Annotated in this window: 24 protein-coding genes and 1 other RNA gene; 17 read left to right on the forward strand and 8 right to left on the reverse strand. The window is 67.1% G+C overall.

Annotated elements, in window-relative coordinates; all coding sequences use genetic code 11:
- Window positions 1-101: 101 nt before the first annotated feature.
- Window positions 102-1,775 carry a formate--tetrahydrofolate ligase gene (locus tag Q9235_RS02660; protein ID WP_306225251.1) on the forward strand — a complete coding sequence of 558 codons (1,674 nt, stop codon included), beginning with the start codon at window positions 102-104 and terminating at the stop codon, window positions 1,773-1,775.
- Between the two features lie 180 nt (window positions 1,776-1,955).
- A complete protein-coding gene (locus Q9235_RS02665) occupies window positions 1,956-3,716 on the forward strand; it encodes a sensor domain-containing diguanylate cyclase (RefSeq protein WP_306225252.1) in 1,761 nt (586 codons plus the stop codon).
- Between the two features lie 63 nt (window positions 3,717-3,779).
- Here Q9235_RS02665 and Q9235_RS02670 read toward each other — a convergent pair whose 3' ends face one another.
- A complete protein-coding gene (locus Q9235_RS02670) occupies window positions 3,780-4,817 on the reverse strand; it encodes an L-idonate 5-dehydrogenase (protein ID WP_306225253.1) in 1,038 nt (345 codons plus the stop codon).
- A 130-nt stretch (window positions 4,818-4,947) separates the two neighbouring features.
- Here Q9235_RS02670 and Q9235_RS02675 point away from each other — a divergent pair, with 130 nt between their 5' ends.
- Window positions 4,948-5,715 (forward strand): SDR family oxidoreductase, encoded by a 768-nt coding sequence (locus Q9235_RS02675; protein WP_306225254.1) that lies wholly within the window; start codon window positions 4,948-4,950, stop codon window positions 5,713-5,715.
- Between the two features lie 125 nt (window positions 5,716-5,840).
- Here Q9235_RS02675 and glmM read toward each other — a convergent pair whose 3' ends face one another.
- The 4 genes from glmM to ybgF form a co-directional block, all read right to left on the reverse strand.
- Window positions 5,841-7,184: a phosphoglucosamine mutase gene (gene glmM / locus Q9235_RS02680; RefSeq protein ID WP_306225255.1), complete on the reverse strand. Its 1,344-nt coding sequence runs from the start codon at window positions 7,182-7,184 to the stop codon at window positions 5,841-5,843.
- 161 nt (window positions 7,185-7,345) lie between these two features.
- Entirely contained in the window at window positions 7,346-9,271 is a 1,926-nt protein-coding gene (gene ftsH / locus Q9235_RS02685) for an ATP-dependent zinc metalloprotease FtsH (protein ID WP_306225256.1), read from the reverse strand.
- A 111-nt stretch (window positions 9,272-9,382) separates the two neighbouring features.
- On the reverse strand, window positions 9,383-10,438 hold the full coding sequence (gene tilS / locus Q9235_RS02690; protein WP_306225257.1) for a tRNA lysidine(34) synthetase TilS: 1,056 nt from the start codon (window positions 10,436-10,438) through the stop codon (window positions 9,383-9,385).
- Entirely contained in the window at window positions 10,435-11,379 is a 945-nt protein-coding gene (gene ybgF / locus Q9235_RS02695) for a tol-pal system protein YbgF (protein ID WP_306225258.1), read from the reverse strand. Before ybgF ends, tilS begins: the two co-directional genes overlap by 4 nt.
- A gap of 231 nt (window positions 11,380-11,610) precedes the next feature.
- Here ybgF and ssrS point away from each other — a divergent pair.
- The 4 genes from ssrS (at window position 11,611) to Q9235_RS02715 (ending at window position 14,090) form a co-directional block, all read left to right on the forward strand.
- Window positions 11,611-11,768: non-coding RNA, 6S RNA (ssrS, locus tag Q9235_RS02700), on the forward strand.
- A 6-nt stretch (window positions 11,769-11,774) separates the two neighbouring features.
- On the forward strand, window positions 11,775-12,362 hold the full coding sequence (locus tag Q9235_RS02705; RefSeq protein ID WP_306225259.1) for a 5-formyltetrahydrofolate cyclo-ligase: 588 nt from the start codon (window positions 11,775-11,777) through the stop codon (window positions 12,360-12,362).
- Between the two features lie 55 nt (window positions 12,363-12,417).
- Window positions 12,418-13,242 (forward strand): TIGR00282 family metallophosphoesterase, encoded by an 825-nt coding sequence (locus Q9235_RS02710; protein ID WP_306225260.1) that lies wholly within the window; start codon window positions 12,418-12,420, stop codon window positions 13,240-13,242.
- Between the two features lie 101 nt (window positions 13,243-13,343).
- Complete coding sequence (locus Q9235_RS02715) at window positions 13,344-14,090, forward strand: YebC/PmpR family DNA-binding transcriptional regulator (RefSeq protein WP_306225261.1); 747 nt, start codon at window positions 13,344-13,346, stop codon at window positions 14,088-14,090.
- 103 nt (window positions 14,091-14,193) lie between these two features.
- Here the strand turns inward: Q9235_RS02715 and Q9235_RS02720 are convergent, their stop codons facing one another.
- The gene (locus Q9235_RS02720) at window positions 14,194-14,973 is read right to left on the reverse strand and encodes a sulfite exporter TauE/SafE family protein (protein WP_306225262.1); all 780 of its coding nucleotides are present in this window, start codon (window positions 14,971-14,973) and stop codon (window positions 14,194-14,196) included.
- 164 nt (window positions 14,974-15,137) lie between these two features.
- Between Q9235_RS02720 and ruvC the strand changes: the two genes are divergently transcribed.
- The 5 genes from ruvC (at window position 15,138) to Q9235_RS02745 (ending at window position 18,557) form a co-directional block, all read left to right on the forward strand.
- Window positions 15,138-15,653 carry a crossover junction endodeoxyribonuclease RuvC gene (gene ruvC, locus Q9235_RS02725; RefSeq protein ID WP_306225263.1) on the forward strand — a complete coding sequence of 172 codons (516 nt, stop codon included), beginning with the start codon at window positions 15,138-15,140 and terminating at the stop codon, window positions 15,651-15,653.
- A gap of 25 nt (window positions 15,654-15,678) precedes the next feature.
- Window positions 15,679-16,296, forward strand: coding sequence for a Holliday junction branch migration protein RuvA (ruvA, locus tag Q9235_RS02730; RefSeq protein WP_306225264.1), 618 nt, complete (start codon window positions 15,679-15,681; stop codon window positions 16,294-16,296).
- Complete coding sequence (locus tag Q9235_RS02735) at window positions 16,293-16,784, forward strand: GNAT family N-acetyltransferase (protein ID WP_306225265.1); 492 nt, start codon at window positions 16,293-16,295, stop codon at window positions 16,782-16,784. The genes ruvA and Q9235_RS02735 overlap by 4 nt, the downstream gene beginning before the upstream one ends.
- A gap of 23 nt (window positions 16,785-16,807) precedes the next feature.
- A complete protein-coding gene (ruvB, locus tag Q9235_RS02740; protein ID WP_306228092.1) occupies window positions 16,808-17,833 on the forward strand; it encodes a Holliday junction branch migration DNA helicase RuvB in 1,026 nt (341 codons plus the stop codon).
- Between the two features lie 196 nt (window positions 17,834-18,029).
- Entirely contained in the window at window positions 18,030-18,557 is a 528-nt protein-coding gene (locus tag Q9235_RS02745; RefSeq protein WP_306225266.1) for a DUF3828 domain-containing protein, read from the forward strand.
- 22 nt (window positions 18,558-18,579) lie between these two features.
- On the opposite strand, the gene Q9235_RS02750 is transcribed toward Q9235_RS02745, so the two are convergent.
- Window positions 18,580-19,092, reverse strand: coding sequence for a hypothetical protein (locus Q9235_RS02750; RefSeq protein WP_306225267.1), 513 nt, complete (start codon window positions 19,090-19,092; stop codon window positions 18,580-18,582).
- 127 nt (window positions 19,093-19,219) lie between these two features.
- On the opposite strand from Q9235_RS02750, the gene ybgC reads away from it, so the two are divergent.
- From ybgC to Q9235_RS02765, 3 genes are all read left to right on the forward strand, one after another.
- Window positions 19,220-19,624, forward strand: coding sequence for a tol-pal system-associated acyl-CoA thioesterase (gene ybgC, locus Q9235_RS02755; RefSeq protein ID WP_306225268.1), 405 nt, complete (start codon window positions 19,220-19,222; stop codon window positions 19,622-19,624).
- 50 nt (window positions 19,625-19,674) lie between these two features.
- On the forward strand, window positions 19,675-20,331 hold the full coding sequence (locus Q9235_RS02760; RefSeq protein ID WP_306225269.1) for a TetR/AcrR family transcriptional regulator: 657 nt from the start codon (window positions 19,675-19,677) through the stop codon (window positions 20,329-20,331).
- Between the two features lie 92 nt (window positions 20,332-20,423).
- Complete coding sequence (locus tag Q9235_RS02765) at window positions 20,424-20,882, forward strand: DUF2852 domain-containing protein (RefSeq protein ID WP_306225270.1); 459 nt, start codon at window positions 20,424-20,426, stop codon at window positions 20,880-20,882.
- 255 nt (window positions 20,883-21,137) lie between these two features.
- On the opposite strand, the gene Q9235_RS02770 is transcribed toward Q9235_RS02765, so the two are convergent.
- Complete coding sequence (locus tag Q9235_RS02770) at window positions 21,138-21,974, reverse strand: hypothetical protein (RefSeq protein WP_306225271.1); 837 nt, start codon at window positions 21,972-21,974, stop codon at window positions 21,138-21,140.
- A 417-nt stretch (window positions 21,975-22,391) separates the two neighbouring features.
- Here Q9235_RS02770 and tolQ point away from each other — a divergent pair, with 417 nt between their 5' ends.
- Window positions 22,392-23,102 carry a protein TolQ gene (gene tolQ / locus Q9235_RS02775; protein WP_306225272.1) on the forward strand — a complete coding sequence of 237 codons (711 nt, stop codon included), beginning with the start codon at window positions 22,392-22,394 and terminating at the stop codon, window positions 23,100-23,102.
- Window positions 23,103-23,119: 17 nt separating this feature from the next.
- Window positions 23,120-23,563, forward strand: a complete 444-nt coding sequence (gene tolR / locus Q9235_RS02780; protein ID WP_422678341.1) for a protein TolR — start codon at window positions 23,120-23,122, stop codon at window positions 23,561-23,563.
- The last annotated feature ends 26 nt before the right edge of the window (window positions 23,564-23,589 follow it).

Genomic DNA, 23,589 nt, shown 5'->3' on the forward strand with positions numbered 1-23,589 from the left:
CCCGCCGGCAAAAGCGCTGGCGGCGGCGGGGTTTTCGGGCCAGTGTCCGCGCGGTTCCGCGCTCGGGAGACGCGGGAAGGAAAAAGCCTCCGAGAGGACGAATGCCGACCGATATCGAGATCGCGCGCGTAGCCACGCTGCAGCCCATCGCCACGATCGCCGAAAAGGCGGGCATCCCCTCCGAGGCCCTGAACCCGTACGGCAAATACATCGCCAAGATCGATACCCACGCGATCCCCGGCTTCCAGGCGAAGCCGGACGGCAAGCTGATCCTGGTCACCGCGATCAGCCCGACTCCGGCCGGCGAAGGCAAGACCACGACGACCGTCGGCCTCGGCGACGGCCTCTCCCGCATCGGCAAGCGTGCGATGATCGCGCTGCGCGAGCCTTCGCTCGGGCCGAGCTTCGGCATGAAGGGCGGCGCCGCCGGAGGCGGCTATGCCCAGGTCGTGCCGATGGAGCAGATCAACCTGCATTTCACCGGCGATTTCCACGCGATCACCAGCGCCCATAACCTTCTGGCGGCGATGATCGACAACCATGTCTACTGGGGCAACGGCCTCGGGCTCGACACCCGCCATATCGCCTGGCGCCGCGTCATGGACATGAACGACCGTGCGCTGCGCTCGATCGTCTCCTCGCTCGGCGGCGCCAGCAACGGCTTCCCGCGCGAGGACGGCTTCGACATCACCGTCGCCTCCGAGGTCATGGCGATCTTCTGTCTCGCCCGCGACGCCGCCGATCTGGAGGCACGCCTCGGCCGCATCGTCATCGGCCGCACCCGCGACAAGCGCCTCGTCATCGCCGCCGACATCAAGGCGACCGGCGCGATGAGCGTACTGCTCAAGGACGCGCTGATGCCGAACCTCGTGCAGACGCTGGAGGGCACGCCCGCCTTCGTCCATGGCGGCCCCTTCGCCAACATCGCCCATGGCTGCAACTCGGTGATCGCGACCAAGGCCGCGCTGAAGCTCGCCGACTACGTCGTCACCGAGGCCGGCTTCGGGGCCGATCTCGGCGCCGAGAAATTCTTCGACATCAAATGCCGCAAGGCCGGATTGAAGCCTGCCGCCGCCGTCGTCGTCGCCACCGTCCGCGCCCTCAAGATGCATGGCGGCCTTGCCAAGGACGCGCTCGGCCGCGAGGATCTGAAGGCGCTGGAGGTCGGGCTCGCCAACCTCTCCCGCCATGTCAACAATCTCAGGAAGTTCGGCGTGCCACCGATCGTGGCGATCAACCACTTCACCACCGACACCGCCGCCGAGCATGAATTGATCCGCAACTATTGCCGCAACCATCTCGGCGTCGAGGCGGTGATCTGCCGGCACTGGGCCGAGGGCGGTGCCGGCACCGAAGAGCTCGCCCGGAAGGTCGCCGCGCTCGCCGACGAGGGCGAGGCCGATTTCGCCCCGCTCTATCCCGACGCGATGCCGCTGCGGCAGAAGCTGGAGACGATCGCGCGCGAGATCTACGGCGCCGAGGGCGTCAGCGTCGATGCCAAGCTCAAGGCCCGCTTCGCCGAACTGGAGGAGGCAGGCTTCGGCAGCCTGCCGGTCTGCGTCGCCAAGACCCAGTATTCCTTCTCGGCCGACCCGACTTTGCGCGGCGCGCCCTCCGGCCATACCGTTCCTTTGCGCGAACTCAGGCTTTCGGCCGGCGCAGGCTTCGTCGTCGCGATCTGCGGGGACATCATGACCATGCCCGGCCTGCCGCGCGAGCCCGCCGCCGAGCGCATCCATATCGACGAGCAGGGGCGCATCGAAGGGCTGTTCTGAAGGCTGCCGCTGTTCTGAAGCGGGTCATCCCGTGCGCGCAGCGGCATTCCGCGCCGCAGCGCGCACGGTATGACGATCCTGCCCCAAGGCGGGAACATCGTTAATGCCCCAGCGGGTTTCTTAAAGCTTACGCAACGGATGGCTCTCTACCTTGCGCTACCCCGCAAGGAATCCGATCCGATGAGCCAGACCGAAACCGGTCTGCCCCGCACGCACAGCCTGAAAGCCCGTGTCATGGGCTGGACGTTCGCCGTTCTGGTGGCAATCGCCATTCCGGCCGGCGCGGCCTTCCTGTGGCTCGTCGACGCGACCGTTGTGAAGCTCGGCACGCTCGTCGCCGAGAAGCAGATTCTGTTCGATCGCTATCGCGGGCTTGAGGCCCTGATGCGCGAGGTCTCGCTGGCCGAGACGGTCGCCCGCGCACCGGCGATCGTCGACTGGGCGGAGAATGAGGACGATCCGCGAAAAGCCGAACGCGGGCTGGCCGAACTCGAACATTACCGCCAGTCCTTCCGGGACCGCAGCTATTTCACCGTCCTCGGCGGCTCGGGCAATTACTACTTCAACGACAAGGACAACAGCTACGAGCACGCGCGCAAGCGCTACACGCTCTCGGCCGCCAATCCGCGTGACGGCTGGTACTACAAGACCGCCGCGCTCGGCACCGGCTGCCACCTCAATGTCGACAATGACGACAATCTCCGGGTCACCAAGGTCTGGATCAACTGCATCATCCGCAAGGATGGCCGCGTGCTGGGGATCATCGGCACCGGGCTCGACCTGACGCAGTTCATCCGCGAGGTCGTCGACATCCCGCAGACCGGCGTCCAGAGCATGTTCGTCGACCGCAGCGGCGCCGTGCAGGCCCATCGCGACGCCAGCCTCGTCGACTTCCACAGCCTGACCAAGGACATCTCCTCCAAGAAGACGATCTACCAGCTCGTCGACAACGATCCGGACCGCAGTCTGCTCGGCCAGATGATCGCCCGAGTCGGAGCTGGCGACGACCTCGTGCAGTCGCGCTTCATGACGGTCGACGGCAAACGCGTGCTCGTCGGCGTCGGCTATCTCGACCGCCTCGGCTGGTTCAACGTCACGGTGATGGATATCGACCGCATCATCGACCGCAGCCTGTTCCTGCCGCTCGGCCTGCTATTCGGCGCCGTCCTGCTGGCGGCCGCGGCCCTGATGACCCTGCTGTTCAAGCGCGCCGTGCTCGACCGGCTGGCCCGCGTCGAGCATGCCGCGAGCCATGTCCGCGCCCGTGAGTTCCGCGCCGTCGCGATCGATGCCGGGCGCGACGAGATCGGCCGGTTGTCGCAGGCCTTCGGCACGATGGCACGCAGCATCGAGGAGAATACAGTCCGGCTCGAAGAGGCCGTGCGCGAACGCACCGAGCAGCTCGAGCGGCTCGCCCATGCCGATCCGCTGACCGGCGTGTTCAACCGCCGCGGCTTCGAGCGCGCCTTCGCGAAGAGCCGCAGCCGAGCCGGACGCACCGGACATCAGGCCGGCCTGCTGCTGGTCGATCTCGACAATCTCAAGCCGCTCAACGACCGCCACGGCCACCAAAGCGGCGACGAGGTCATCGCCGAACTCGCCCGGCGGATGACGACGCTGCTGCGCGACCGCGACATCTGCGCCCGCTGGGGCGGCGACGAATTCATCCTGCTGCTGGATAATGTCGATCGCGACGGGTTGTCGGCCATCGCCACCGCGATCGTCGCCGCCGCCGCGGAGCGCCCCGTTACTCTCGCCAGCGGAGAAACCGTCCCGGTCACGACCAGCATCGGCGCAGCCATCCTGGAGCCTTCCGACACGTTGAGCGAAGCCACGCGCCGGGCCGACGAGGCGCTTTATGTCGCCAAGCGCAACGGCCGCAACGGCTTCACCGTCAGCCCGCCGGAGGAGCTGCCGCTGCTCCGGCGCAGCAGCGGCTGAAGCGCATTATCCCGTGTCTGCGCCGCAGCGTTGCGCGCTGCAGCGCGCACGGGATGACACGCCTCAGGCGAAGTCGAGCTGGACCTTGATCGCCTTCGACTTGTCGGCGGCGAGGTCGAAGGCCTCTACGGCACGGTCGACCGGGATCGACGCCGTCAGCAACGGCGAAAGATCGATCGAGCCCGAGCCGATCATCGCCACCGCCCAGTCGAACTCCTCGTGGAAGCGGAAGGAGCCGCGCAGGTCGAATTCCTTGGCGACGACGACGTTCATCGGCAGCGTGAACTGGCCGCCGACGCCGATCTGGACGATGACGCCGCCCGGTCTGACCACGTCGAAGGCCCCCGTCAGAGCGTGCTGGTTGCCGGAGGCCTCGAACATCACGTCGAAGGCGCCCTTCTCCGCGCCGTACTCGGCCTTCAGCCGCTCCGGCTCGGCCGCGACATTGACCGTCGCCGTCGCACCCATCTTGCGTGCCACCGGCAATGGCCCGTCGACCACGTCGGTCGCGACGATCTCGGAGGCGCCCGCCGCCTTGGCGGCGAGAATGGTGAGCGCGCCGATTGGCCCCGCCCCCGTCACCAGAACGCGCTTGCCGAGCAGCGGCCCGGCGCGCTTGGCGGCATGGAGGCAGACCGAAAGCGGCTCGGCGAAGGCGGCCTCGGCCGCGGTCACGCGCGGCGCCACCTTCACCGCCTGCCGCTCCTCGACCACGAGCACATCGCGGAAGCCACCCTGCACATGCGGGAAGCGCATCGCCGAACCGTAGAACAGCATGTCGGTGCAGTGCTGCTGCAAGCCCATCTGGCAATAGCGGCAATGGCCGCAGGCACGGCTCGGATTGACCGCAACGCGGTCGCCCGGCTTCACCCGCGAGACCTCGCCGCCGGTCGCCTCGACCCGGCCGGCGATCTCATGGCCGAGGATCATCGGCTCGCGAACGCGGATCGTGCCGAAGCCGCCATGCAGATAGTAATGCAGGTCCGAGCCGCAGATGCCGCCGGCCTCGATCCGGACGCGCACGTCGCGCGGCCCGAGTTCAGGCGCGGTCGTCGGCTCGACCCGCAGATCCTTCTCGGCATGAATGACGACGGCACGCATGGCACGCTCCCGAATTCGCCGCGCGACGGCACGCGGCACCATTGTCTAATCGATTGAAACCTGCTTACCCAAAGCAGCGCCCCGTGCGCAAACCGAAATCGCCGCATCCGGCATTTTGCGAGGATATGCCATGTCGCTGTCGCTGTTCAGTCTCGCCGGCAAGATCGCGCTCGTCACCGGCTCGGGCCAGGGCATCGGTCTCGCGCTGGCTGAAGGACTATCCGATGCGGGCGCCCATGTCGTGCTGAACGGCCGCGACAAGGCGAAGCTGGAGCGTGCCCAGCAGACGCTGCTTCAGGCCGGTCGCAAGGCCTCCATCGCCCCCTTCGACGTCACCGACCAGGCCGCGGTCGAGGCCGGCGTCGCAGCCATCGAAGCCGAGATCGGCCCGATCGACATCCTGATCAACAATGCCGGCATGCAGAAGCGCGCGCCGATCACCGAATTCCCGGTCGAGGGCTGGCACGAGGTGATCAACACCAACCTGCATTCGGTGTTCTACGTCACCCAGGCCGTGACCAAGCGCATGGTGCCGCGCAAGCGCGGCAAGATCATCAGCATCGGCTCGGTGATGAGCGAACTCGGCCGCGCCACCATCATTCCCTATACGGCGTCCAAGGGCGCGGTGAAGATGATGACCCGGGGCCTCGCCGCCGAGCTCGGCAAGCACAACATCCAGGCCAACGCCATCGGCCCCGGCTATTTCGCCACCGAGATCAACGCCGCGCTGATCGCCGACGAGGCCTTCTCGAACTGGGTCTGCAGCCGCACGCCGGCCGGGCGCTGGGGCGAGACGAAGGAGCTGGCGGGTGCCGCGATCTTCCTGTCCTCGGCGGCGAGCGATTACGTCAACGGCCACCTGCTGATGGTCGATGGTGGGCTGACTTCGGTGGTGTGAGGTCCACCCACAATCTCATCGTCATTCCGGACAAGCGGCGAAGCCGCGCCGATCCGGAATCCATCGAAGGGCTCAGCACTCTATGATGGATTCCGGGTCAAGCCCGAGATGACGGATTTCAGAGATCAGGCCGCGGCCTTCGTCACCGCCTCGACGACATCGTCGACCGCGCGCTCGACCAGGTCGCGGTCGTCGCCTTCGGCCATCACGCGGATCACCGGCTCGGTGCCGGAGGGGCGGATCACCAGGCGGCCACTCTCGCCGAGAAGCTGCTTTGCCGCCTCGATCGCGCTGACCACCGGCTGCTCCTCCAGCGGGCGCCCTTTCTTGTAGCGGACGTTCTTGAGGATCTGCGGCAGCGGCTCGAAGCAGTGGCAGACCTCGGAAACCGGCCTGTCCATCCGCTTGACCACGGCAAGCAGTTGCAGCGCCGCGACGAGCCCGTCGCCGGTCGTGCCGAAATCCGAGAGGATGATGTGGCCGGACTGCTCGCCGCCCAGGTTGAAGCCATGGTTGCGCATATGCTCCAGCACATAGCGGTCGCCGACCGCGGTCCGCGCCAGCGTGAGGCCGAGCCCCGCGAGATAACGTTCCAGGCCGAGATTGGACATGATGGTCGCGACGATGCCCGGCGCCGAAAGCCGGCCATCCTCCAGCCAGGAGCGCGCGATCACCGCCATGAGCTGGTCGCCATCGACGATCTGCCCCTGCTCGTCCACGACCAGCACGCGGTCGGCGTCGCCGTCGAGCGCGATACCGACATCGGCGCGCAATTCCCGGACCTTCGCCACCAGCGTCGCCGGATGGGTCGAGCCGATATCACGGTTGATGTTGAATCCATCGGGCTCGTCGCCGATGACGATGACCTCGGCGCCCAGCTCCCAGAGCGCCTGCGGCGCCACCTTGTAGCCGGCACCGTTGGCGCAATCGAGCACGATGCGCAGGCCTTCCAGGCTCATGTTGCGCGGCATGGTGCGCTTGGCGAACTCGACATAGCGCGCATCGGCGCTGTCGATGCGCTTGGCCCGGCCGAGCTTCGGCGAACCGGAGAGGCGGGGCGTCAGATCACCATCGATCAGTTCCTCGATCTCGCGCTCGACCTCGTCGTTGAGCTTGTAGCCGTCCGGCCCGAACAGCTTAATGCCGTTATCCTCGTAAGCGTTGTGCGAGGCCGAGATCATCACGCCGAGATCGGCGCGCATCGAGCGCGTCAGCATCGCGACCGCCGGCGTCGGCATCGGGCCGAGCAGCATGACGTCCATGCCGACCGAGGTGAAGCCTGCGACCATGGCGTACTCGATCATGTAGCCGGAAAGGCGGGTATCCTTGCCGATCACCACCCGGTGGCGATGCTCGCCGCGGCGGAAGGCGATGCCCGTGGCCTGGCCGACCTTCAGGGCTAGGTCCGGCGTGATGACGCCGTTCGCACGCCCGCGAATGCCGTCCGTTCCAAAATACTTGCGCGTCATCGTGATTCGGTTCCGAGAGGCGGATCGCGTCCGTTTCGGGCGTTCTATAGCCAAAAAACCTTTCCGCCTTCTCACAAATTGTGACGGAACGTGACATCGGTTCCGGCCAACGAAAAAGGGCGGCCTAACGGCCGCCCTTTCGCATTCCATAGAAACCCGCCTCAGCCCTGCGGCTGCGGCTCCAGGCCGGCATCCGGCTCGCCGCGCTTGCGGCCCTTGCCGGCGCTCGGCACGGCCGAGCCGCGCGGGGCGTGCGGCGTGTCGTCGAGGTCGCGCGAGGGGCGTTTTCCCGCGATCAGGTCGCGGATTTCCTCACCGGTCAGCGTCTCGAACTCGAGCAGGGCCTCGGCCACCGCGACGAACTCCTCGTGGTGATCGGTCAGGATCTTCTTGGCGTCGGCATAGCCCTCGTCGACGAGGCGCTTGACCTCGGCATCGATCTTCTGCGCGGTCGCCTCGGAGAGCGACTGGCTGCGGCCCATCGACATGCCCAGGAAGACCTCTTCCTGGTTGTCGCCATAGGCGACCATGCCGAGCTCGGCCGAATAGCCCATCTGCGTGACCATGGCCTTGGCCATCTTGGTCGCCTGCTGGATGTCGCCGGTCGCGCCGGAGGTCACGTTCTCGCGGCCGAAGGTGATCTCCTCCGCCACGCGCCCGCCCATGGCGACCGCGAGCTGCGAGGTGAACTCCTTGAACTTCATCGAGTAGCGGTCGCCCTCCGGCAGGAACTTGACCATGCCGAGCGCACGGCCGCGCGGGATGATCGTCGCCTTGTGGACGGGAATGCCGGCCGGAACGTAGAGGCCGACGATGGCGTGACCGGCCTCGTGATAGGCGGTCAGCTTCTTCTCTTCCTCGGACATGGCCATGGACTTGCGCTCGGCGCCCATCATGACCTTGTCCTTGGCGTCCTCGAACTCGCCATGGGTGACCATGCGCTTGCCGCGCCGCGCCGCCAGCAGCGCCGCCTCGTTGACGAGGTTCATCAGGTCGGCGCCCGAGAAGCCGGGCGTACCGCGGGCGAGGATCTTGAGGTCGACATCCGGCGCCATAGGCACCTTGCGAACATGGACGCGCAGGATCTTCTCGCGGCCGGCGACGTCCGGATTCGGGACGACGATCTGGCGGTCGAAGCGGCCCGGACGCAGCAGCGCGGGGTCGAGCACGTCGGGACGGTTCGTCGCGGCGATGATGATCACGCCCTCGTTCGGCTCGAATCCGTCCATCTCCACGAGGAGCTGGTTCAGCGTCTGCTCGCGCTCGTCGTTACCGCCGCCGAGACCGGCGCCGCGATGGCGGCCGACCGCGTCGATCTCGTCGATGAAGATGATGCAGGGCGCGTTCTTCTTGGCCTGCTCGAACATGTCGCGGACGCGGCTGGCGCCGACGCCGACGAACATCTCGACGAAATCGGAGCCCGAGATCGTGAAGAACGGCACATTCGCCTCGCCCGCGACGGCGCGCGCGGTCAGGGTCTTACCCGTACCGGGAGGGCCGACGAGCAGCACGCCGCGCGGAATACGACCGCCCAGCCGCTGGAACTTCTGCGGGTCGCGCAGGAATTCGACGATCTCCTGCAAATCTTCCTTGGCCTCGTCGATGCCCGCGACATCCTCGAAGGTTACGCGGCCATGCGCCTCGGTCAGGAGCTTGGCCTTGGACTTGCCGAAGCCCATCGCCCGGCCGGCGCCATTCTGCATCTGGCGGGACATGAAGATCCACAGGCCGATGAAGATGACGAAGGGCAGCGAGTTGACCAGCAGCGCCATGAACCAGGGCGTGCCTTCCGACGGCGCCTTGGCCGAGACCTGCACACCCTTCTGGGCCATGGTCTTCAGGAGGTTCGGGTCGCCATAGGGCGCATAGGTCACGAAGTTGCGACCATCCGAGAAGGAGCCGGAAATCTCCTGGCCGGCGACGACGACGTTCGACACGCGTCCGGCCTCGGCCTCGTTGATCAACTGGCTATACGGGATTTCATTGGTGCTGGCGCGCTGACTCGGGCTCTGGAACAGGGTGACCAGCGCCAGAACCAGCAGGAAGATCACCACCCAGAGGGCAAAATTACGAAAATTCGGATTCATTCCCAGTCCGATCGGGCCTGCCGGTGCAACCGGATGAGGCCTAGAGTTTCCCGACTACCAATTTAGGTGTCGCGCACGCCGTTGCCAAGGGAAAGCAATGACGTGGCGGCACTATGACGCCGAAGGGTGAACGCCGCGTCTGCGCGGCGGCTCCGGTTGCAGCGTCAGCACGCCATCGCGGCCGAGCGAGAGCATGCAGCCCGACAAGGTCCGCCGCAGGGCCGAACCGGCTCGTGCCGCCGCGATCAGGGCCGCGCCGCAAGCCTCCAGCCGCTCCAGGCGGCCCTGTCCCTCGCCACCCGGCACGACGCCATCGAAGGCCAGCACAAGAACCCGCAACGCAATCTCCTCCGGCTCCGACACCAGCGTGGAGAAGCACAGGCGCAAGCCCTTATCCGTCGCGGCATGCGGCAGTATCACCTTCGCCAGCACCTCGCGAGCCCGTTGCGCGGCAGCCTCGTCGAGCCGCGCCATCCGCTCCGCCAAACGGCCGAACCGCTCCGCCGTCAGCCCCTGCTCCGCCAGGGCCGGCATGACCTCGCGCCAGCGCACGCGCTCGAAGCGGGGATCGCTGTTGCTGGGGTCACGCACGAAGGGCAGTCCGCGCGCCTCGGCCATCGCAACCAGCCGCGCTTTGGGGAAGCCGAGCAGCGGCCGGGCCAGCGGAACCCCGTTGACCTCGCTCCGCGCCCTCATGCCCGCAAGTCCGGATGGGCCTGAGCCATGGGCAAGCCGCATCAGCATGGTCTCGGCCTGGTCGTCCAGGGTATGGGCCGTGACCAGCGTCGCGCCGCCGAGCCGCCTCGCCTCGTTGGCCAGCAGGGCATAGCGGGCGCGCCGTGCTTCAGCCTGAACGGCGCTGGTCGGTTTCATCCCCTCCCAACGCAAGGTCGCATGGCCGACGCCGAGCCTTGCGCAGAGAGCTGCCACGGCAGCGGCCTCCCCGGCCGATTCCGGGCGCAAGCCGTGATCGACGGTCGCGGCATGGAGAGCCGGCCGGCCGGGCATCTGTGCCCATCCGGCCAGCAACGCCAGCAGCGCCAGCGAATCCGGCCCGCCGGAAACGGCGACGAGCAGGGCCGTCTCCCCCGACAGCCTTTCAAAAGCAACGCCGGCCTCGGCGGGCGAGACCGGCGCGGAATGCGTTGCGATCGGGGCCGCGCTCAAGCGCAGCCGGAGCGGCGGCGTTCGCGGGCAATGCCCTGGCGCACGGAATTGGAGGCGGAGGGATAGTCGATACCGACCTTGGCATAGGTCGCGCAGGCCTGCTCCTTGGCGCCGAGCCCGTTGAGGGACATGCCGAGCTTGAGCAGGCTGTCCGGCGCCTTGGCCGCCTTCGGCGAGCCTTGCGAAATCTTCAGGAACTGCTCGGCCGCCTCGCGATAGCGCTGGCGCTGGAGATAGCTCTCGCCCAGCCAGTAGGTCGCATCGACGGCCTGCCGGTCGCGCGGATAGCTCTGCAGGAACTGACGGAAGCCCATCTCGGCCTGCTCGTATTCCTTGCGCTGGAGCGAGGCGAAGGCGAGGTCGTAGGCCTCCTTGGCGCTCTGCGGGCCGCTCGCGGCGGCGACGCTCGCGCCGCGCGGCCTGTCCTGCGGTATCCCGCCTTGCGGCACCGGCCGCCCGACGCCCTGCAGGTCGAGCGGCTGCCCCGTCGCCGGGCCAGCGGCATAGTCATCCTCGATGATGCCGGCGATCGCGCCGCCACCGCCGAGCTGCTGGGGAGCACCGGCAGCGCCCTGCTGCATCGTCGGGTCGAAGGCATCGCTGCGGCGCTGCCGCTGCGGCGCTGCGCCTGCAGGCGGGGCGCCCGTCGGACCGGGCGCGGCCGTATTCGGACGCCCGCCGCCACCCTTCTCGTTCAGGCGGAAATCGACATCCTCCTGGAACTTGCGGAGCTGCTCGGAGAGCCGTCGATTCTCGAACTGGAGCTGCTCGATCTGGCCTGACATCTGACGCAACTGGTTCTCCAGCCGCGTGGTGCGGACCAGCAGATCGGCCGCATCCTGCGCCGAAGCAGGCGCGATGCCGCCGGCCAGCGCGGCGGAGAGCGCCAGGGCGGCCAGTCCCGGACGGGAGAGATGGCGGGCTAGGAGAGAACGAAGCATCGCTGAAACCGGTTTCCGTACATGTCGCGCGCGTCTCTATACCATCAGCGCACCACGGCCAAAATATGAACGTTTTCATGGCCGGCCTGATGACAGGGCGCGTCCGGGGCCCGAAAATCCTTCCCGTCCTTTCCCAACCCCCATCCTGAGGAGCCGAGGCGAAGCGGGAATTCGCGCCGTCCCCCGCAAACACCACTGGCGCTTTGCGGGCGCGTTCCCTACATTGGCGGAGCGGGGCTGCCTGGTGCGTGAGAGACAGCATTCCCCGGGCCCATACGACTCCCTAGGGAGCTGTCCCTGACCGGATCCATCGGAACCGGACACACGGCGCCCACCTACTTTAGTAGGTGTCCCGGGATTCAAAACTCCACGGCCGAGGTGGCTCCGCAGCCCTTATGACGACGACGTCCGACACGCTGGTCACGCCCTCCCCGCGCAAGGCGATCCTCCGCGCCGAGGCGCTGGCCCGCCGCGACGCGCTCGATCTCGACAACCGGCTGGAATGGGATGCCGGGATCGCAGCCCATGCGCTGAGCCTGCCCGTCTGGAAGGGCAGCAGCGGCCCGGTTTCCGCCTATTGGCCGATGCGCTCGGAGGCCGATCCCCGCCCGATCCTCGAAGCCCTTCGCGAGCGCGGATTGCCGCTCTGCCTGCCGGCGATCGTCGAGAAGCGCATGGTCTTCCGGCGCTGGGCGCCCTATGAACCGATCGTGCCCGGTGGCTTCGGCACGCTGGTTCCCACGCCCGACCAGTCTGAGCTGAACCCTGCGATCCTGCTCGTGCCGCTCGCTGCCTTCGACCGGCGCGGCTACCGTATCGGCTACGGCAAGGGCTATTACGACCGTGCTCTGACCGAGCTCGGCCCGACCGTCAGCATCGGCATCGGTTACGCCGCACAGGAGGTCGACGCCGTCCCGGACGAACCGCATGACCGGCGCCTCGACTGGATCGTGACCGAGCGCGAAGCGATTCGTTGCGGTTGATTCCCGCGCGCCTTCGCGCGAGGGAGAAAGCCTTCACGGTTTTCGAGTCTGTTTCATGCGTCTTCTCTTCCTCGGCGATATCGTCGGCCGCCCCGGCCGGATTGCGGTTCAGGAGCGGCTCCCTGCCTTGCGCGAGGCCTGGAAGCTCGACTGCGTCGTCATCAACGGCGAGAACTCCGCCGGCGGCTTCGGCATCACCGAGGCGATCTGCGACGAGATCCTCGCCGCCGGCGCCGATGTCGTGACGCTCGGCAACCATTCCTGGGACCAGCGCGAGGCCCTCGTCTTCATCAACAGGCAGGACCGGCTGATCCGCCCGGCCAATTACCCGCCCGGCACGCCCGGCCGCGGCGCCGCCGTGATCGAGGCGCGCAATGGCGCCCGCGTCCTCGTCGTCAACGTCATGGGCCGGCTGTTCATGGATGCGCTCGACGATCCCTTCGCGGCGGTCGAGCGCGAGCTCTCGGCCTGCCCGCTCGGCGAAGTCGCGGACGCCGTCATCGTCGACGTCCATGCCGAGGCGACCAGCGAGAAGCAGGCCATGGGCTATTTCCTGGACGGCCGCGCCAGCCTCGTCGTTGGCACCCACACCCATGCACCGACCTCCGACACCCGCATCCTGCCCGCCGGCACGGCCTACCAGTCCGACGCAGGCATGTGCGGCGACTACGATTCCGTGCTCGGCATGCAGAAGGACGAGCCGGTGCGCCGCTTCCTGCAGAAGGTGCCTGGCGCCCGCCTCGAGCCGGCGACCGGCGAAGGCACGCTCTCCGGCGTCGCGGTCGATATCGACGATGCGACCGGCCTGGCCAAAGCGGTCTGGGCGGTGCGCGTCGGCCCGCATCTCAGCCAGGCCGTGCCGGAAGCCTGGATTTCCTGACGCTTTACGGCCCGCGCAGCGCTTGCGCGCGGGCGGAGCCGGCGCCTATAAGGCCGGCTTCCAGCGCTTTCCGCCGCAACCTCTGAAGGTAACGAGCTCCCATGGCCGGCCATTCACAGTTCAAGAACATCATGCACCGCAAGGGCAAGCAGGATGCCGTGCGCTCCAAGCTGTTCTCGAAACTGGCCCGCGAAATCACCGTCGCCGCCAAGCTGGGCATGCCCGACATCAACATGAACCCGCGCCTGCGCATGGCCGTGCTTGCCGCGCGCGCCGAGAACATGCCCAAGGACAACATCCAGCGCGCCATCAACAAGGCCGCCGGCGGCGAAGGCGACAACTATGACGAGGTCCGTTACGAGGGCTACGGCCCGGGCGGCGCCGCCGTCATCGTCGAGGCGCTGACCGACAACCGCAACCGCACCGCTTCCGCCGTGCGCTCCTACTTCACCAAGTCGGGCGGTGCGCTGGGCGAGAGCAACTCCGTCTCCTTCATGTTCAACCGCGTCGGCGAGATCAGCTACTCGTCCGAGGCCGGCGACGCCGACAAGGTGATGGAAGCCGCGATCGAGGCCGGCGCCGACGATGTGATCTCGGACGAGAACGGCCACACCATCCTCTGCGCCTTCGATGCTCTGAACGAGGTCTCCAAGGCGCTCGAAGCGTCGCTGGGTGCTCCGGCCTCTGCCAAGCCCGTCTGGCGCCCGACGACGAGCGCCCCGCTCGACGAAGACAAGGCCGCCTCGATGATGCGTTTGATGGAAGCCCTCGACAACGACGACGACGTCCAGAACGTCTTCGCCAATTTCGAGATCGCCGACGACATCATGGCCAAGCTCAGCGCCTGAGCCGAAGCCAACGCCTTCTGCATCATGGCCGGGCTCGTCCCGGCCATTTGCGTCTTTGCAGCCTCGCCATAGCGCTGAAAACGCGGATGCTCCGCGACGTCTCCTACCGCCCGATCACCACGTCCCAGAGCGGCAGGCTGATCAGCGCGCTGAGAAAGATCACCAGATAGGCCCCGCGCCGGAACGTCTCCTCCGAGGCCAGCCGGAAGCCATGGGTGCCGGCCCAGAGCCCGATGCCGTAGACGGCGAAGAGTGGCACTGCCATCAGCAAGGCGCCTCCGGTCAGGATTCCCTTCCACCATAGCACCGCGCCGCTGATCAGCGTCGAGACGCCGAAGAAGGCCTGCAGGTTGGCCCGCGTCTTGTGCCGGTCGTTGCGCTGGGCGCCGAGCCAGAACACGGCGAGCGGCATGCCACCGATCGAGGCCATGCCGTTGAACAGCCCGGACAGCGCGCCGACACCGAGCGAAAGCGGGATCGTCGGTCGCCCGTGATAGCGCCAGCCCGACGCCATCAATGCGACCGCGATCAGCACCAGCGTGGCCAGCACCCAGCGCATCGTCTCGCGGTCGAGCCAGATCAGCAGCCAGATGCCGGCAGGCAGCGCCAGCGTCGCAGTCAGCAGCAGCGGCAGGATTTCGCGCCATTCGGCCGTCCTGGCGCTGCGGGCCGCGATCGGCAATGCGAAGGGCAGATCGATGAACCAGATCAGGCCCAGCGCCGCGACCGGCCCGAGCACGACCGAGGCCAGCGGCATGAACACCATGGCGAAGCCGAAGCCGGTGAAGCCGCGCACCAGCCCGCCGAGCAGCGTCGCGGCCAGCAGGACGGCGATGCCGTCGGCGCTGACGCCCGGCATGAAGGAAGACAGGATCGAGGACATGGAGCCGGCTGAGGAGAAGAAAGATGCGACGGACCATGCCCGCAGGCCTGCGGCAAGAACAACTTTCCTTTTTGATGTCATCGATCAGGGGAATTCATCCCGCCCGGTCGCGTGCTCGTCTCGGCGCGGGACAAATCCGAAACATCCGCTAGTTTGCAGGCATCATGGCTCCTCCGATTCGCATCCTCGGCATCGATCCCGGCCTCCGGAAAACCGGCTGGGGCATCGTGATTTCGGAAGGCAGCAAGCTCTCCTTCGTCGCCTGCGGCTGCGTCGAGAGCGACGGCGCCCTGCCGCTCGGCCAGCGCCTTCGGCAATTGCATGAGGGCCTCAACAAGGTTCTTGTCACGCATCGCCCGCACGAGGCCGCCGTCGAGGAGACCTTCATCAACCGCGACCCGCAATCGGCGCTGAAGCTCGGCCAGGCCCGCGGCATCGCGCTGGTCGTGCCGGCGCTCGCCGGGCTCGATGTCGCGGAATATGCCGCCAACCTCGTCAAGAAGACCGTGGTCGGCGTCGGCCATGCCGACAAGAAGCAGGTCCAGGCGATGATCCGGGTGCTGCTGCCAAAGGCCGAGACCTCCTCGGCCGACGCGGCGGATGCGCTCGCCGTCGCGATCTGCCATGCCCAGCATCGCGGCATGAAGGCGCTGGTCGCGCAGATGCGCGTGGCAGGATGATGATGGCGGCCGGGGGAACGAGACGATGATCGGCAAGCTTAAGGGCCTGATCGATTCCTATGGCGAGGACCACGTCATCATCGACGTGCAGGGCGTCGGCTATGTCGTGCAGTGCTCGGCGCGCACGCTCCAGCGCCTGCCCCAGCCCGGCGAGGCTGCCGCGCTCTCGATCGAGACCCATGTCCGCGAGGATGCGATCCGCCTCTACGGCTTCATGTCCGACAATGAGCGCGACTGGTTCCGCCTGATGCAGGTCGTGCAGGGCGTCGGCGCCAAGGTCGCGCTGGCGATCCTCTCGACGCTCGATCCGGGTGGGCTCGCTACTGCCATCGCCACCAACGACAAGGCTGCGATCGCGCGCGCTCCGGGCGTCGGCCCCAAGCTGGCGCAGCGCCTCTGCGCCGAGCTCAAGGACAAGGCCCCGGCCTTCGGCCATATCGATCCGGGCGTGGTCCAGCTCTCCGGCGCGCTGGAGGACAGGAAGCTGCCGCAGCCGATCGCCGACGCCGTGTCCGCGCTCGCCAATCTCGGCTATCCTCAGGCCCAGGCGGTGGCCGCCGTGGCGGCTGCGGCCAAGGCCGCCGGCGATGGGGCCGGCACGGCCCAGCTCATCAAGCTGGGCCTGAAGGAACTGGCCAAGTGAGCGAAACGCCCGACGAGCTTCAATTGCGCGTCGTCACCGACAAGACCGAGCTCTGCCGCATCATGCTGGCGAGCTGGGGCTCGCAGAGCATGATGATCGACCTCCACGTCTATGACGTCGCCGAGATCGACGCGCTCGGCCTCTACGAGCCTTCGGGCCGCACCGCGGCGCTGGCGAGCTGGACGCTCCGTGGCGACACCGCCTATCTCTGCGCGCTCCATTCGTTGAGGCCCGGCGAAGGTGTCGCGATCCAGATGCTCGACGCCGTCATCTTCGCGGCGCGCAAGGCCGGCGCCAAGAAGCTCAAGGCGATGCTGACCAATGACAACATGCCGGGCATGACCTTCTACCAGCGCCGCGGCTTCCGCCTCTCGGGCCTTTATCTCGAGGCGATCGACGCCTATCGCTCGGTCGTGCCTGATATCATCAAGACGGGGTACAAGGACATTCCGATTCACGACGCCATCGAGCTGGAGATCGTGCTGTGAGCGAACCCAAACGCTCCGGCCTGATGACGGCCGAACGCCGCGACGACGACAGCGAAACCTCGCTGCGTCCGCTCTCGCTGTCCGATTTTACCGGTCAGGCGGCCGCCCGCGCCAATCTCCAGGTCTTCATCAACGCCGCCAAGAGCCGCGGCGACGCGCTCGACCACGTCCTCTTCGTCGGCCCGCCCGGCCTCGGCAAGACGACGCTGGCGCAGATCGTGTCGCGCGAACTCGGCGTCAATTTCCGCTCGACCTCCGGCCCGGTCATCGCCAAGGCCGGCGACCTCGCGGCCCAGCTCACCAACCTCGAAGAGCGCGACGTGCTCTTCATCGACGAGATCCACCGCCTCAACCCTGCCGTCGAGGAAATCCTCTATCCCGCGATGGAGGATTATCAGCTCGATTTGATCATCGGCGAAGGCCCGGCCGCCCGCTCGGTCAAGATCGACCTGCCGAAGTTCACCCTCGTCGGCGCCACCACCCGCGCCGGCCTCCTGACCACGCCGCTGCGTGATCGCTTCGGCATCCCGATCCGCCTGCAGTTCTACACGGTCGAGGAATTGCAGGGCATCGTCGCGCGTGGCGCCCGCGTGCTCGGCGTGCCGATGTCTGACGACGGCGCCAACGAGATCGCCAAGCGCTCCCGCGGCACGCCGCGCATCGCCGGGCGCCTGCTGCGCCGGGTGCGCGACTTCGCCATCGTCGACGGCGATCCGATCGTCACCCGCAAGGTCGCCGACAAGGCGCTCTCTCTGCTGGACGTCGACGCGATCGGCCTCGACCAGATGGACCGGCGCTACCTCACCACGGTCGCGGTCAATTTCGGCGGCGGCCCGGTCGGAATCGAGACCATCGCCGCCTCGCTCTCCGAGCCGCGCGACGCGATCGAGGAGATCATCGAGCCCTTCCTGCTGCAGCAGGGCTTCATCCAGCGCACGCCGCGCGGCCGCCTGCTCACGCCCCACGCCTTCCGCCATCTCGGCATGCCCGAGCCCTCGCGCGAGACGGCGCAGTTCGGCCTGTTCGGCGATGGGGAGGACGAGAACTGAAGCCGGGTTCCACGCCGGCACGGCGTGGATACGAGCCTGGCGAGGAGAGCCGCACCCGGTGCCACTGCCCGAGCAGGGCCGCTATGCGGCTTGCCCGGATCATGACGATTGAAGTGGTTCGACTTTCTCGCTCATATGGCGGATGCGCGGCTAGTCATCCACGCCTCACCAGGTAGATACGCTTCGGAGACCGAACATGTCCTTCAGCCGCCTCGCCGGCCCGGCCGCGCTGGCGCTTCTCCTTGCGGCGGCGACCGCCCAGGCCGGCGACAAGACCCCGGCAGGCACCGTGATGGACGCCTATGCCGTCACGCGCAAGACGCTGGCCTCGTCGGGCGAGCCGCCCTGGCGCCCGCCGCATCGCGACAAGCTCATGAGCAAGAGCCTCGCTGCGCTCTTCGCCCGCGACGATCTCTATCAGGACGAGGCCGGCGAGATCGGCCATATCGGCGCCGACCCCTTCATCAGCGGCCAGGACGGCGAGGTAAAGTTCCTCAAGGTCACCGTCGCCGGGCCGCCCGAAAACGGCCGGGCTCTGGTCAACGCCAGCTTCCGCAGTTTCAAGCAGCCCGTCACGGTGCGCTTCCGCATGATCCAGGAAGGCGGCGGCTGGCGCATCGACGACATCGTCAACCGCGTCGAGGGCAAGGATTATTCGGTCCGCGAAGAGCTCTCCAAGTCCTATGACTGCGGCTCCTTCATGAACAAGCCCTGCAAGCGCTGAGCGCCCGCAGGGCTGGATATCGCTATGACTGCCGCGCGATCTTCGAGCGCATCAGCGCCGGTCGCGCCCCGGCATCGTTCAGCGCGCCGGATTTCGCCGCCTTCGGATTCTCGACCGGACGCATGCCCTTGCCGGCCGTGCGGCTGGCAGGGCGTTCGGCCGCAAGCTGGCGCTGCTTGAGCGCGAGCGCCTTGCGCGCAAGGCTGCGCTGGCTCGGCAGCTTAGCCTTCTCCTCCCGGCGCGTGCGCTCGGCCCCGACCCGCTTCAGCGCCGCGGTCAGCGCGTCCGCCTTCGCCTTGGTGCCGGTATTGTCGCTGGCGGCCTTGGCGCCCTTCGGCTCGGCCTTGCCGCGCATCTCGCGCTTCTGCCGCCGCGCGCCGTCGCGCGCCTTGTCGCGCCGTTCACGCAGCTTGCCGGCGAGGTCCCGCAACTCGTCATCCGGAAGAGCCCCGATCGCGCCGCGCTGGCTGCGGGCGACGAGGTCGGCCTCGGCCTTGTCGAGCAGCCGCGCGGTCGCCTTGCTGGATTGCGCCATGACAGGTTCTCCCTTGCTGTGATCACGCAACGGGCAACGTCCCGCCGGCAAAGCAGTTCCAGCCTTTCCGAAGCCGCATCTCCTGGTCTATGGCAGCGGCAAGCATTCCAAACCGCGCCGGAGCACCATGAGCAGGGTCCATCGCATCGAGGTCCGCGTCTATTACGAGGACACCGATTTTTCCGGCGTCGTCTATCACGCATCCTATCTGCGCTTCATGGAGCGCGGCCGCACCGAGCTGATCCGCGCGCTCGGCGTCGAACAGCGCGAGCTCTTCGATGGCGAGACGGCGCTCGGCTTCGCGGTCCGCAAGATGACCATCGATTTCCTGCGGCCGGCCGTGATGGACAACCTGCTGACGGTCGAGACCCGTTCGATCGCGGCCCGCGGCGCCACCATGGACCTCGAACAGCGCGTGCTGCGCGGCGAGGACGTGCTGATCACGGCGCAGGTCATGGTCGCCTGCGTCGGCGGCGGCCGGGCCCGGCGCATCCCGGACGGCCTGCGCAAGCGCCTGATGCTCGACGACTGAGCGCCTGCAACAGTCGACGCAGCCCCTGCCCGCATGTTAGCGCTCCTTACATGAGCTGGAAGCGCGACCGCCCCGAGACACCCCGCGGCTATCACCACGGCAACCTCAAGGAGGAGCTGGTGAAGGCTGCGCTCGGGCTGATCGGAGAGAAGGGCCCGAACGGCTTCACCTTTGCCGAGGCCGCTCGCATGGCCGGCGTCAGCCCGGCCGCGCCCTATCGCCATTTCCGCGACCGCGACGAGCTCCTGGCCGATGTCGCCGCGCGCGGCTTCCAAGCCTTCGAGGCGGCGCTGTCGCGCGCCTGGGACCAGGGCCGGCCCGACCCGGAAACCGCCTTCCACCGGCTCGGCCGCGCCTATCTCGCCTTCGCCCATGACGAGCCCGCCTATTACTCGGCGATGTTCGAGGCCGGCGTGCCGCTCGATGCCAGCCCCGAATTGCGCGCCGCCGCCGATCGCGCCTTCGCCGGCCTGCGTCAGGCCTCCGAAGCGCTGATCGCCCAGCTCCCGCAGGGAAAGCGCCCGCCAGCCCTGATGATGGCGCTGCATGTCTGGTCGATGTCGCATGGCGTCGCCGCCCTGTTCGGCCGCGCCGATGGCGGGCGTCGCCCGCTGCCGATGTCGGCCGCCGAACTCCTGGAAGCCGGCATGCTGATCTATCTCCAGGGGCTCGGCATCGGCCGCAACGGCCCTTCCACGCCCGGCTGATTTTTTCCGCGAGCCCACTCCTTGACAAGCGGCGGGGTCGAGCGCATCTATGTAAATGTGATTTACATTCACGCTGATGCAGTGAGGGAGCAATGCCGATCGTCGAGAAGCTGGACGAATATGGGAGGGGTGCCTGGATCGCCTTCGCGGTTCTCGGCTTCATCCTGTTCTGGCCCCTGGGTCTTGCGACCCTGGCCTTTCTTTTCTGGAGTGGACGCATGGGTTGTGGATATGCCGGAGACCGGTACGAGCACCGGATGAACCGCCTTCAGGGCAAGATGGACCGCCTGCGCGAGCGCATGACCGGCCGTGAAGGCGGCTTCGGTGGCGGCTTCGGCGGCTGGGGCCGCGGCGGCCCTTCCAGCGGCAACCGCGCCTTCGACGAGTACCGCTCGGAGACGCTACGCCGGCTCGAGGACGAGCAGCGCGAGTTCCACGACTTCCTCGGCCGCCTGCGCATGGCCCGCGACAAGGCCGAGTTCGATCAGTTCATGAACGAGCGCCGTAACAACCCGCCGGCCAACACCCCGGCCCAGCCCGACGCGGCCTGATCGTCAGGCATCGCGACCGCCACGCGGCCCGCTTCGATCTGTCGAGGCGGGCCGTTTGGTATGCCGCATACCCATTTCAGCAGACCCGCCTGGCGCGCATCGATACGCAGTCATGCTGCGGCTGGCGAAACTGCCCAGCCGCTGTCTTAGCGCAACGTGAATGCCAGACGGTGCCCTATCCGTTTGAAATGCGCAGATACGTCGGGCCGGTGAGATGGATCATCATGAGGCGCGGACGACAGGAGGAGCGATATTCTAGTCCTTCGTGGCGAAGATATCGAGCCTGCCCGCCCCGGGTGACTGCTCGTAACCTGCAGTGCCGCCATAGTCGAGTGGCAAGTCCCAGACATCCTTGGTACCCGATTTCCAGCGGATCACCAGGCCTTCATCCTCGAAGGACCAGGTCCCCGATCCCGTCTGTCCGTTGAAGACATCGCGCCAGGTTACCGTCGTCTCCCCGAACTTATAGGCATAACGCGCGGTGCGCTTGTTCATCCAAACGGTCCAGAGGCCCTCCGGCGACGTCTGGCCGCTGGAATACGCCTTGCCGTAGCACCAGAGATCGATATTGACCCACCCTACGAGGTTCGGCGGACTGGGCCAGGTCGAGCTGGTCCATTTGATGAAATCCTGTCCGAAATTGACACCGCCTTGGCCCGCCTCGATCTTGTGCAGCCTTCCGCCTTTCACGCCGACCGCGACCCCCAGATGCATGTTCTTGCCGATCTGGAAGCCGAGGATATCGCCGTAGTCGGGCTCGACACCGGAGCCCGCATCGACCCATGCATAAGGCTTCGGCCCCTTCAGCGTCGCCTCTTTCAGGGTGGGTATGATGTTGCCGAGATAGGATCCGTTGGTCGAGAAGCGTGAGCACTCTCCTGCGAAGTCGTTACAGAAAGTGCGTTGCCAGTTCGAGTTTTCGCCCTCCTTCTGGCGATTCTCGAACACCTTCTTCATGCGGCCGTCCTCGCCTTTCTTCAGCGGACCGGGGCCGACCATGTTGTCGAAGGCCAGCGAATTATCGCGGGATCCGAAGCCGGAAGGTGGCACCTTGGCGCAGAACTGGCGCGCTCGATCACGAGCTTTGCTCATCGGCTCGAATTCCACGTTAAGCGATACCGGGCTCGGCAACTATCGACCGCACATGACGCTGGGTCAATCGGCGCCGTTGCTCCCCAAGAACTTTCCCTTTCCTGCCGACTGGCGCCGGGTCGACCTCTCCGCCATGACGCCGCAGCCGCTGCGCACGAGCGCTTATCTCCCGGCGTATACCCGACATTAACCTTGCCGGATGCTTAACTCGGTCTGGAGCATGCGTTCCGTGGGAAACCCCGTTTCGGCCCATCTTTCGCCGGATTCACGCGCGATTGGAGGGATACGGCATTTCCCCGGATCGCGGATCGGGCGGCGGCGTGGGTCTCCCGCGACGCAAGCGGCGGGGTTTGGGCCGGGGCTGGAGGCTTAAGCGTCCAGCCCCGGCCGTACCGCCTGGGTGAGAAGGATGACAGGATGAACCCCGCCGACGTCGCGCAGGCCGCGCCGCAGATCGACATGTCGTTCTGGACGCTGTTCTGGAACGCCCATATCGTCGTCAAGCTGGTCATGTTGGGCCTGCTCGGTGCCTCGGTCTGGTGCTGGTCGATCATCGTCGACAAGACGCTGCTTTACCGCCGGACCCGCAAGGACATGGACGCCTTCGAGGAGGTGTTCTGGTCCGGCCGCTCGCTGGAGGAGCTCTATCGCGACCTCGCCAGCAAGCCTGTCAACGACATGGCCGCCGTCTTCGTCGCGGCGATGCGCGAGTGGAAGCGCTCCTTCGAGAATGGCGGGCGCTCGGTCGCCAGCCTCTCCCAGCGCATCGACAAGGTGCTCGACGTCACCATCCAGCGCGAGACCGAGCGGCTGGAATCGGGGTTGCTCGTGCTCTCGACCATCGCCTCGGCCGCGCCCTTCATCGGCCTGTTCGGCACGGTCTGGGGCATCATGACCTCGTTCACGGCGATCGCGGTCTCCAAGAATTCCTCGCTCGCGGTCGTCGCGCCCGGCATCGCCGAAGCGCTCTTCGCCACCGCGATCGGCCTCTTCGCCGCGATTCCCGCGCTGATGGCCTACAACAAGCTCCAGTCCGAGGTCGCCAAGGCGCAGGGGCGTCTCGAAGCCTTCGCCGACGAGTTCTCCGCGATCCTGTCGCGGCAGATCGACGAACGCATGGCAGCGTGAGGGGCTGACCGATGGGTATGTCAGCCGCTTCAGGCGCAAAGGGCGGTTCCGGCCGCCGGGGCCGGCGCGGACGCCGCCACGGCGCCATCGCCGAGATCAACATGACGCCGTTCATCGACGTCATGCTGGTGTTGCTCATCATCTTCATGGTCGCCGCGCCGCTGATCGCGACCGGCGTGCCGCTCGACCTGCCGCAGACCGGCGCCAAGCCGATCAATGTCGACCAGAAGCCCTTGACCATCGCCATCGACAGCAAGGGCCAGATCTTTCTGCAGGACGAGCCAACGCTCGAGCCCGACCTCGCCGCCAAGCTCCAGGGCCTGGCCAAGCAGGGCTTCGACGAGCGCATCTATGTTCGCGGCGACAAGCAGGTCGATTACGGCCGCGTCGCCTCGGTGATGTCGACCATCACCGCCGCCGGCTTCAAGCGGGTCGCGCTCGTCACCGAGCCGAGCCGCTGAAGGTTGAGAGAGTAAGGACGTTAAGG

This window comes from Bosea beijingensis, from assembly GCF_030758975.1.
GTDB lineage: Bacteria > Pseudomonadota > Alphaproteobacteria > Rhizobiales > Beijerinckiaceae > Allobosea > Allobosea beijingensis.

What these genes read in the sequence shown, in the direction of transcription:
- Q9235_RS02660 (WP_306225251.1), top strand. Translation starts at nt 102, where the DNA reads ATGCCGACCGATATCGAGATCGCGCGCGTAGCCACGCTGCAGCCCATC.
- Q9235_RS02665 (WP_306225252.1), top strand. Translation starts at nt 1,956, where the DNA reads ATGAGCCAGACCGAAACCGGTCTGCCCCGCACGCACAGCCTGAAAGCC.
- Q9235_RS02670 (WP_306225253.1), bottom strand. Translation starts at nt 4,817, where the DNA reads ATGCGTGCCGTCGTCATTCATGCCGAGAAGGATCTGCGGGTCGAGCCG.
- Q9235_RS02675 (WP_306225254.1), top strand. Translation starts at nt 4,948, where the DNA reads ATGTCGCTGTCGCTGTTCAGTCTCGCCGGCAAGATCGCGCTCGTCACC.
- glmM (WP_306225255.1), bottom strand. Translation starts at nt 7,184, where the DNA reads ATGACGCGCAAGTATTTTGGAACGGACGGCATTCGCGGGCGTGCGAAC.
- ftsH (WP_306225256.1), bottom strand. Translation starts at nt 9,271, where the DNA reads ATGAATCCGAATTTTCGTAATTTTGCCCTCTGGGTGGTGATCTTCCTG.
- ybgF (WP_306225258.1), bottom strand. Translation starts at nt 11,379, where the DNA reads ATGCTTCGTTCTCTCCTAGCCCGCCATCTCTCCCGTCCGGGACTGGCC.
- Q9235_RS02705 (WP_306225259.1), top strand. Translation starts at nt 11,775, where the DNA reads ATGACGACGACGTCCGACACGCTGGTCACGCCCTCCCCGCGCAAGGCG.
- Q9235_RS02710 (WP_306225260.1), top strand. Translation starts at nt 12,418, where the DNA reads ATGCGTCTTCTCTTCCTCGGCGATATCGTCGGCCGCCCCGGCCGGATT.
- Q9235_RS02715 (WP_306225261.1), top strand. Translation starts at nt 13,344, where the DNA reads ATGGCCGGCCATTCACAGTTCAAGAACATCATGCACCGCAAGGGCAAG.
- Q9235_RS02720 (WP_306225262.1), bottom strand. Translation starts at nt 14,973, where the DNA reads ATGTCCTCGATCCTGTCTTCCTTCATGCCGGGCGTCAGCGCCGACGGC.
- ruvC (WP_306225263.1), top strand. Translation starts at nt 15,138, where the DNA reads ATGGCTCCTCCGATTCGCATCCTCGGCATCGATCCCGGCCTCCGGAAA.
- ruvA (WP_306225264.1), top strand. Translation starts at nt 15,679, where the DNA reads ATGATCGGCAAGCTTAAGGGCCTGATCGATTCCTATGGCGAGGACCAC.
- ruvB (WP_306228092.1), top strand. Translation starts at nt 16,808, where the DNA reads ATGACGGCCGAACGCCGCGACGACGACAGCGAAACCTCGCTGCGTCCG.
- Q9235_RS02745 (WP_306225266.1), top strand. Translation starts at nt 18,030, where the DNA reads ATGTCCTTCAGCCGCCTCGCCGGCCCGGCCGCGCTGGCGCTTCTCCTT.
- Q9235_RS02750 (WP_306225267.1), bottom strand. Translation starts at nt 19,092, where the DNA reads ATGGCGCAATCCAGCAAGGCGACCGCGCGGCTGCTCGACAAGGCCGAG.
- ybgC (WP_306225268.1), top strand. Translation starts at nt 19,220, where the DNA reads ATGAGCAGGGTCCATCGCATCGAGGTCCGCGTCTATTACGAGGACACC.
- Q9235_RS02760 (WP_306225269.1), top strand. Translation starts at nt 19,675, where the DNA reads ATGAGCTGGAAGCGCGACCGCCCCGAGACACCCCGCGGCTATCACCAC.
- Q9235_RS02765 (WP_306225270.1), top strand. Translation starts at nt 20,424, where the DNA reads ATGCCGATCGTCGAGAAGCTGGACGAATATGGGAGGGGTGCCTGGATC.
- Q9235_RS02770 (WP_306225271.1), bottom strand. Translation starts at nt 21,974, where the DNA reads ATGAGCAAAGCTCGTGATCGAGCGCGCCAGTTCTGCGCCAAGGTGCCA.
- tolQ (WP_306225272.1), top strand. Translation starts at nt 22,392, where the DNA reads ATGAACCCCGCCGACGTCGCGCAGGCCGCGCCGCAGATCGACATGTCG.
- tolR (WP_422678341.1), top strand. Translation starts at nt 23,120, where the DNA reads ATGTCAGCCGCTTCAGGCGCAAAGGGCGGTTCCGGCCGCCGGGGCCGG.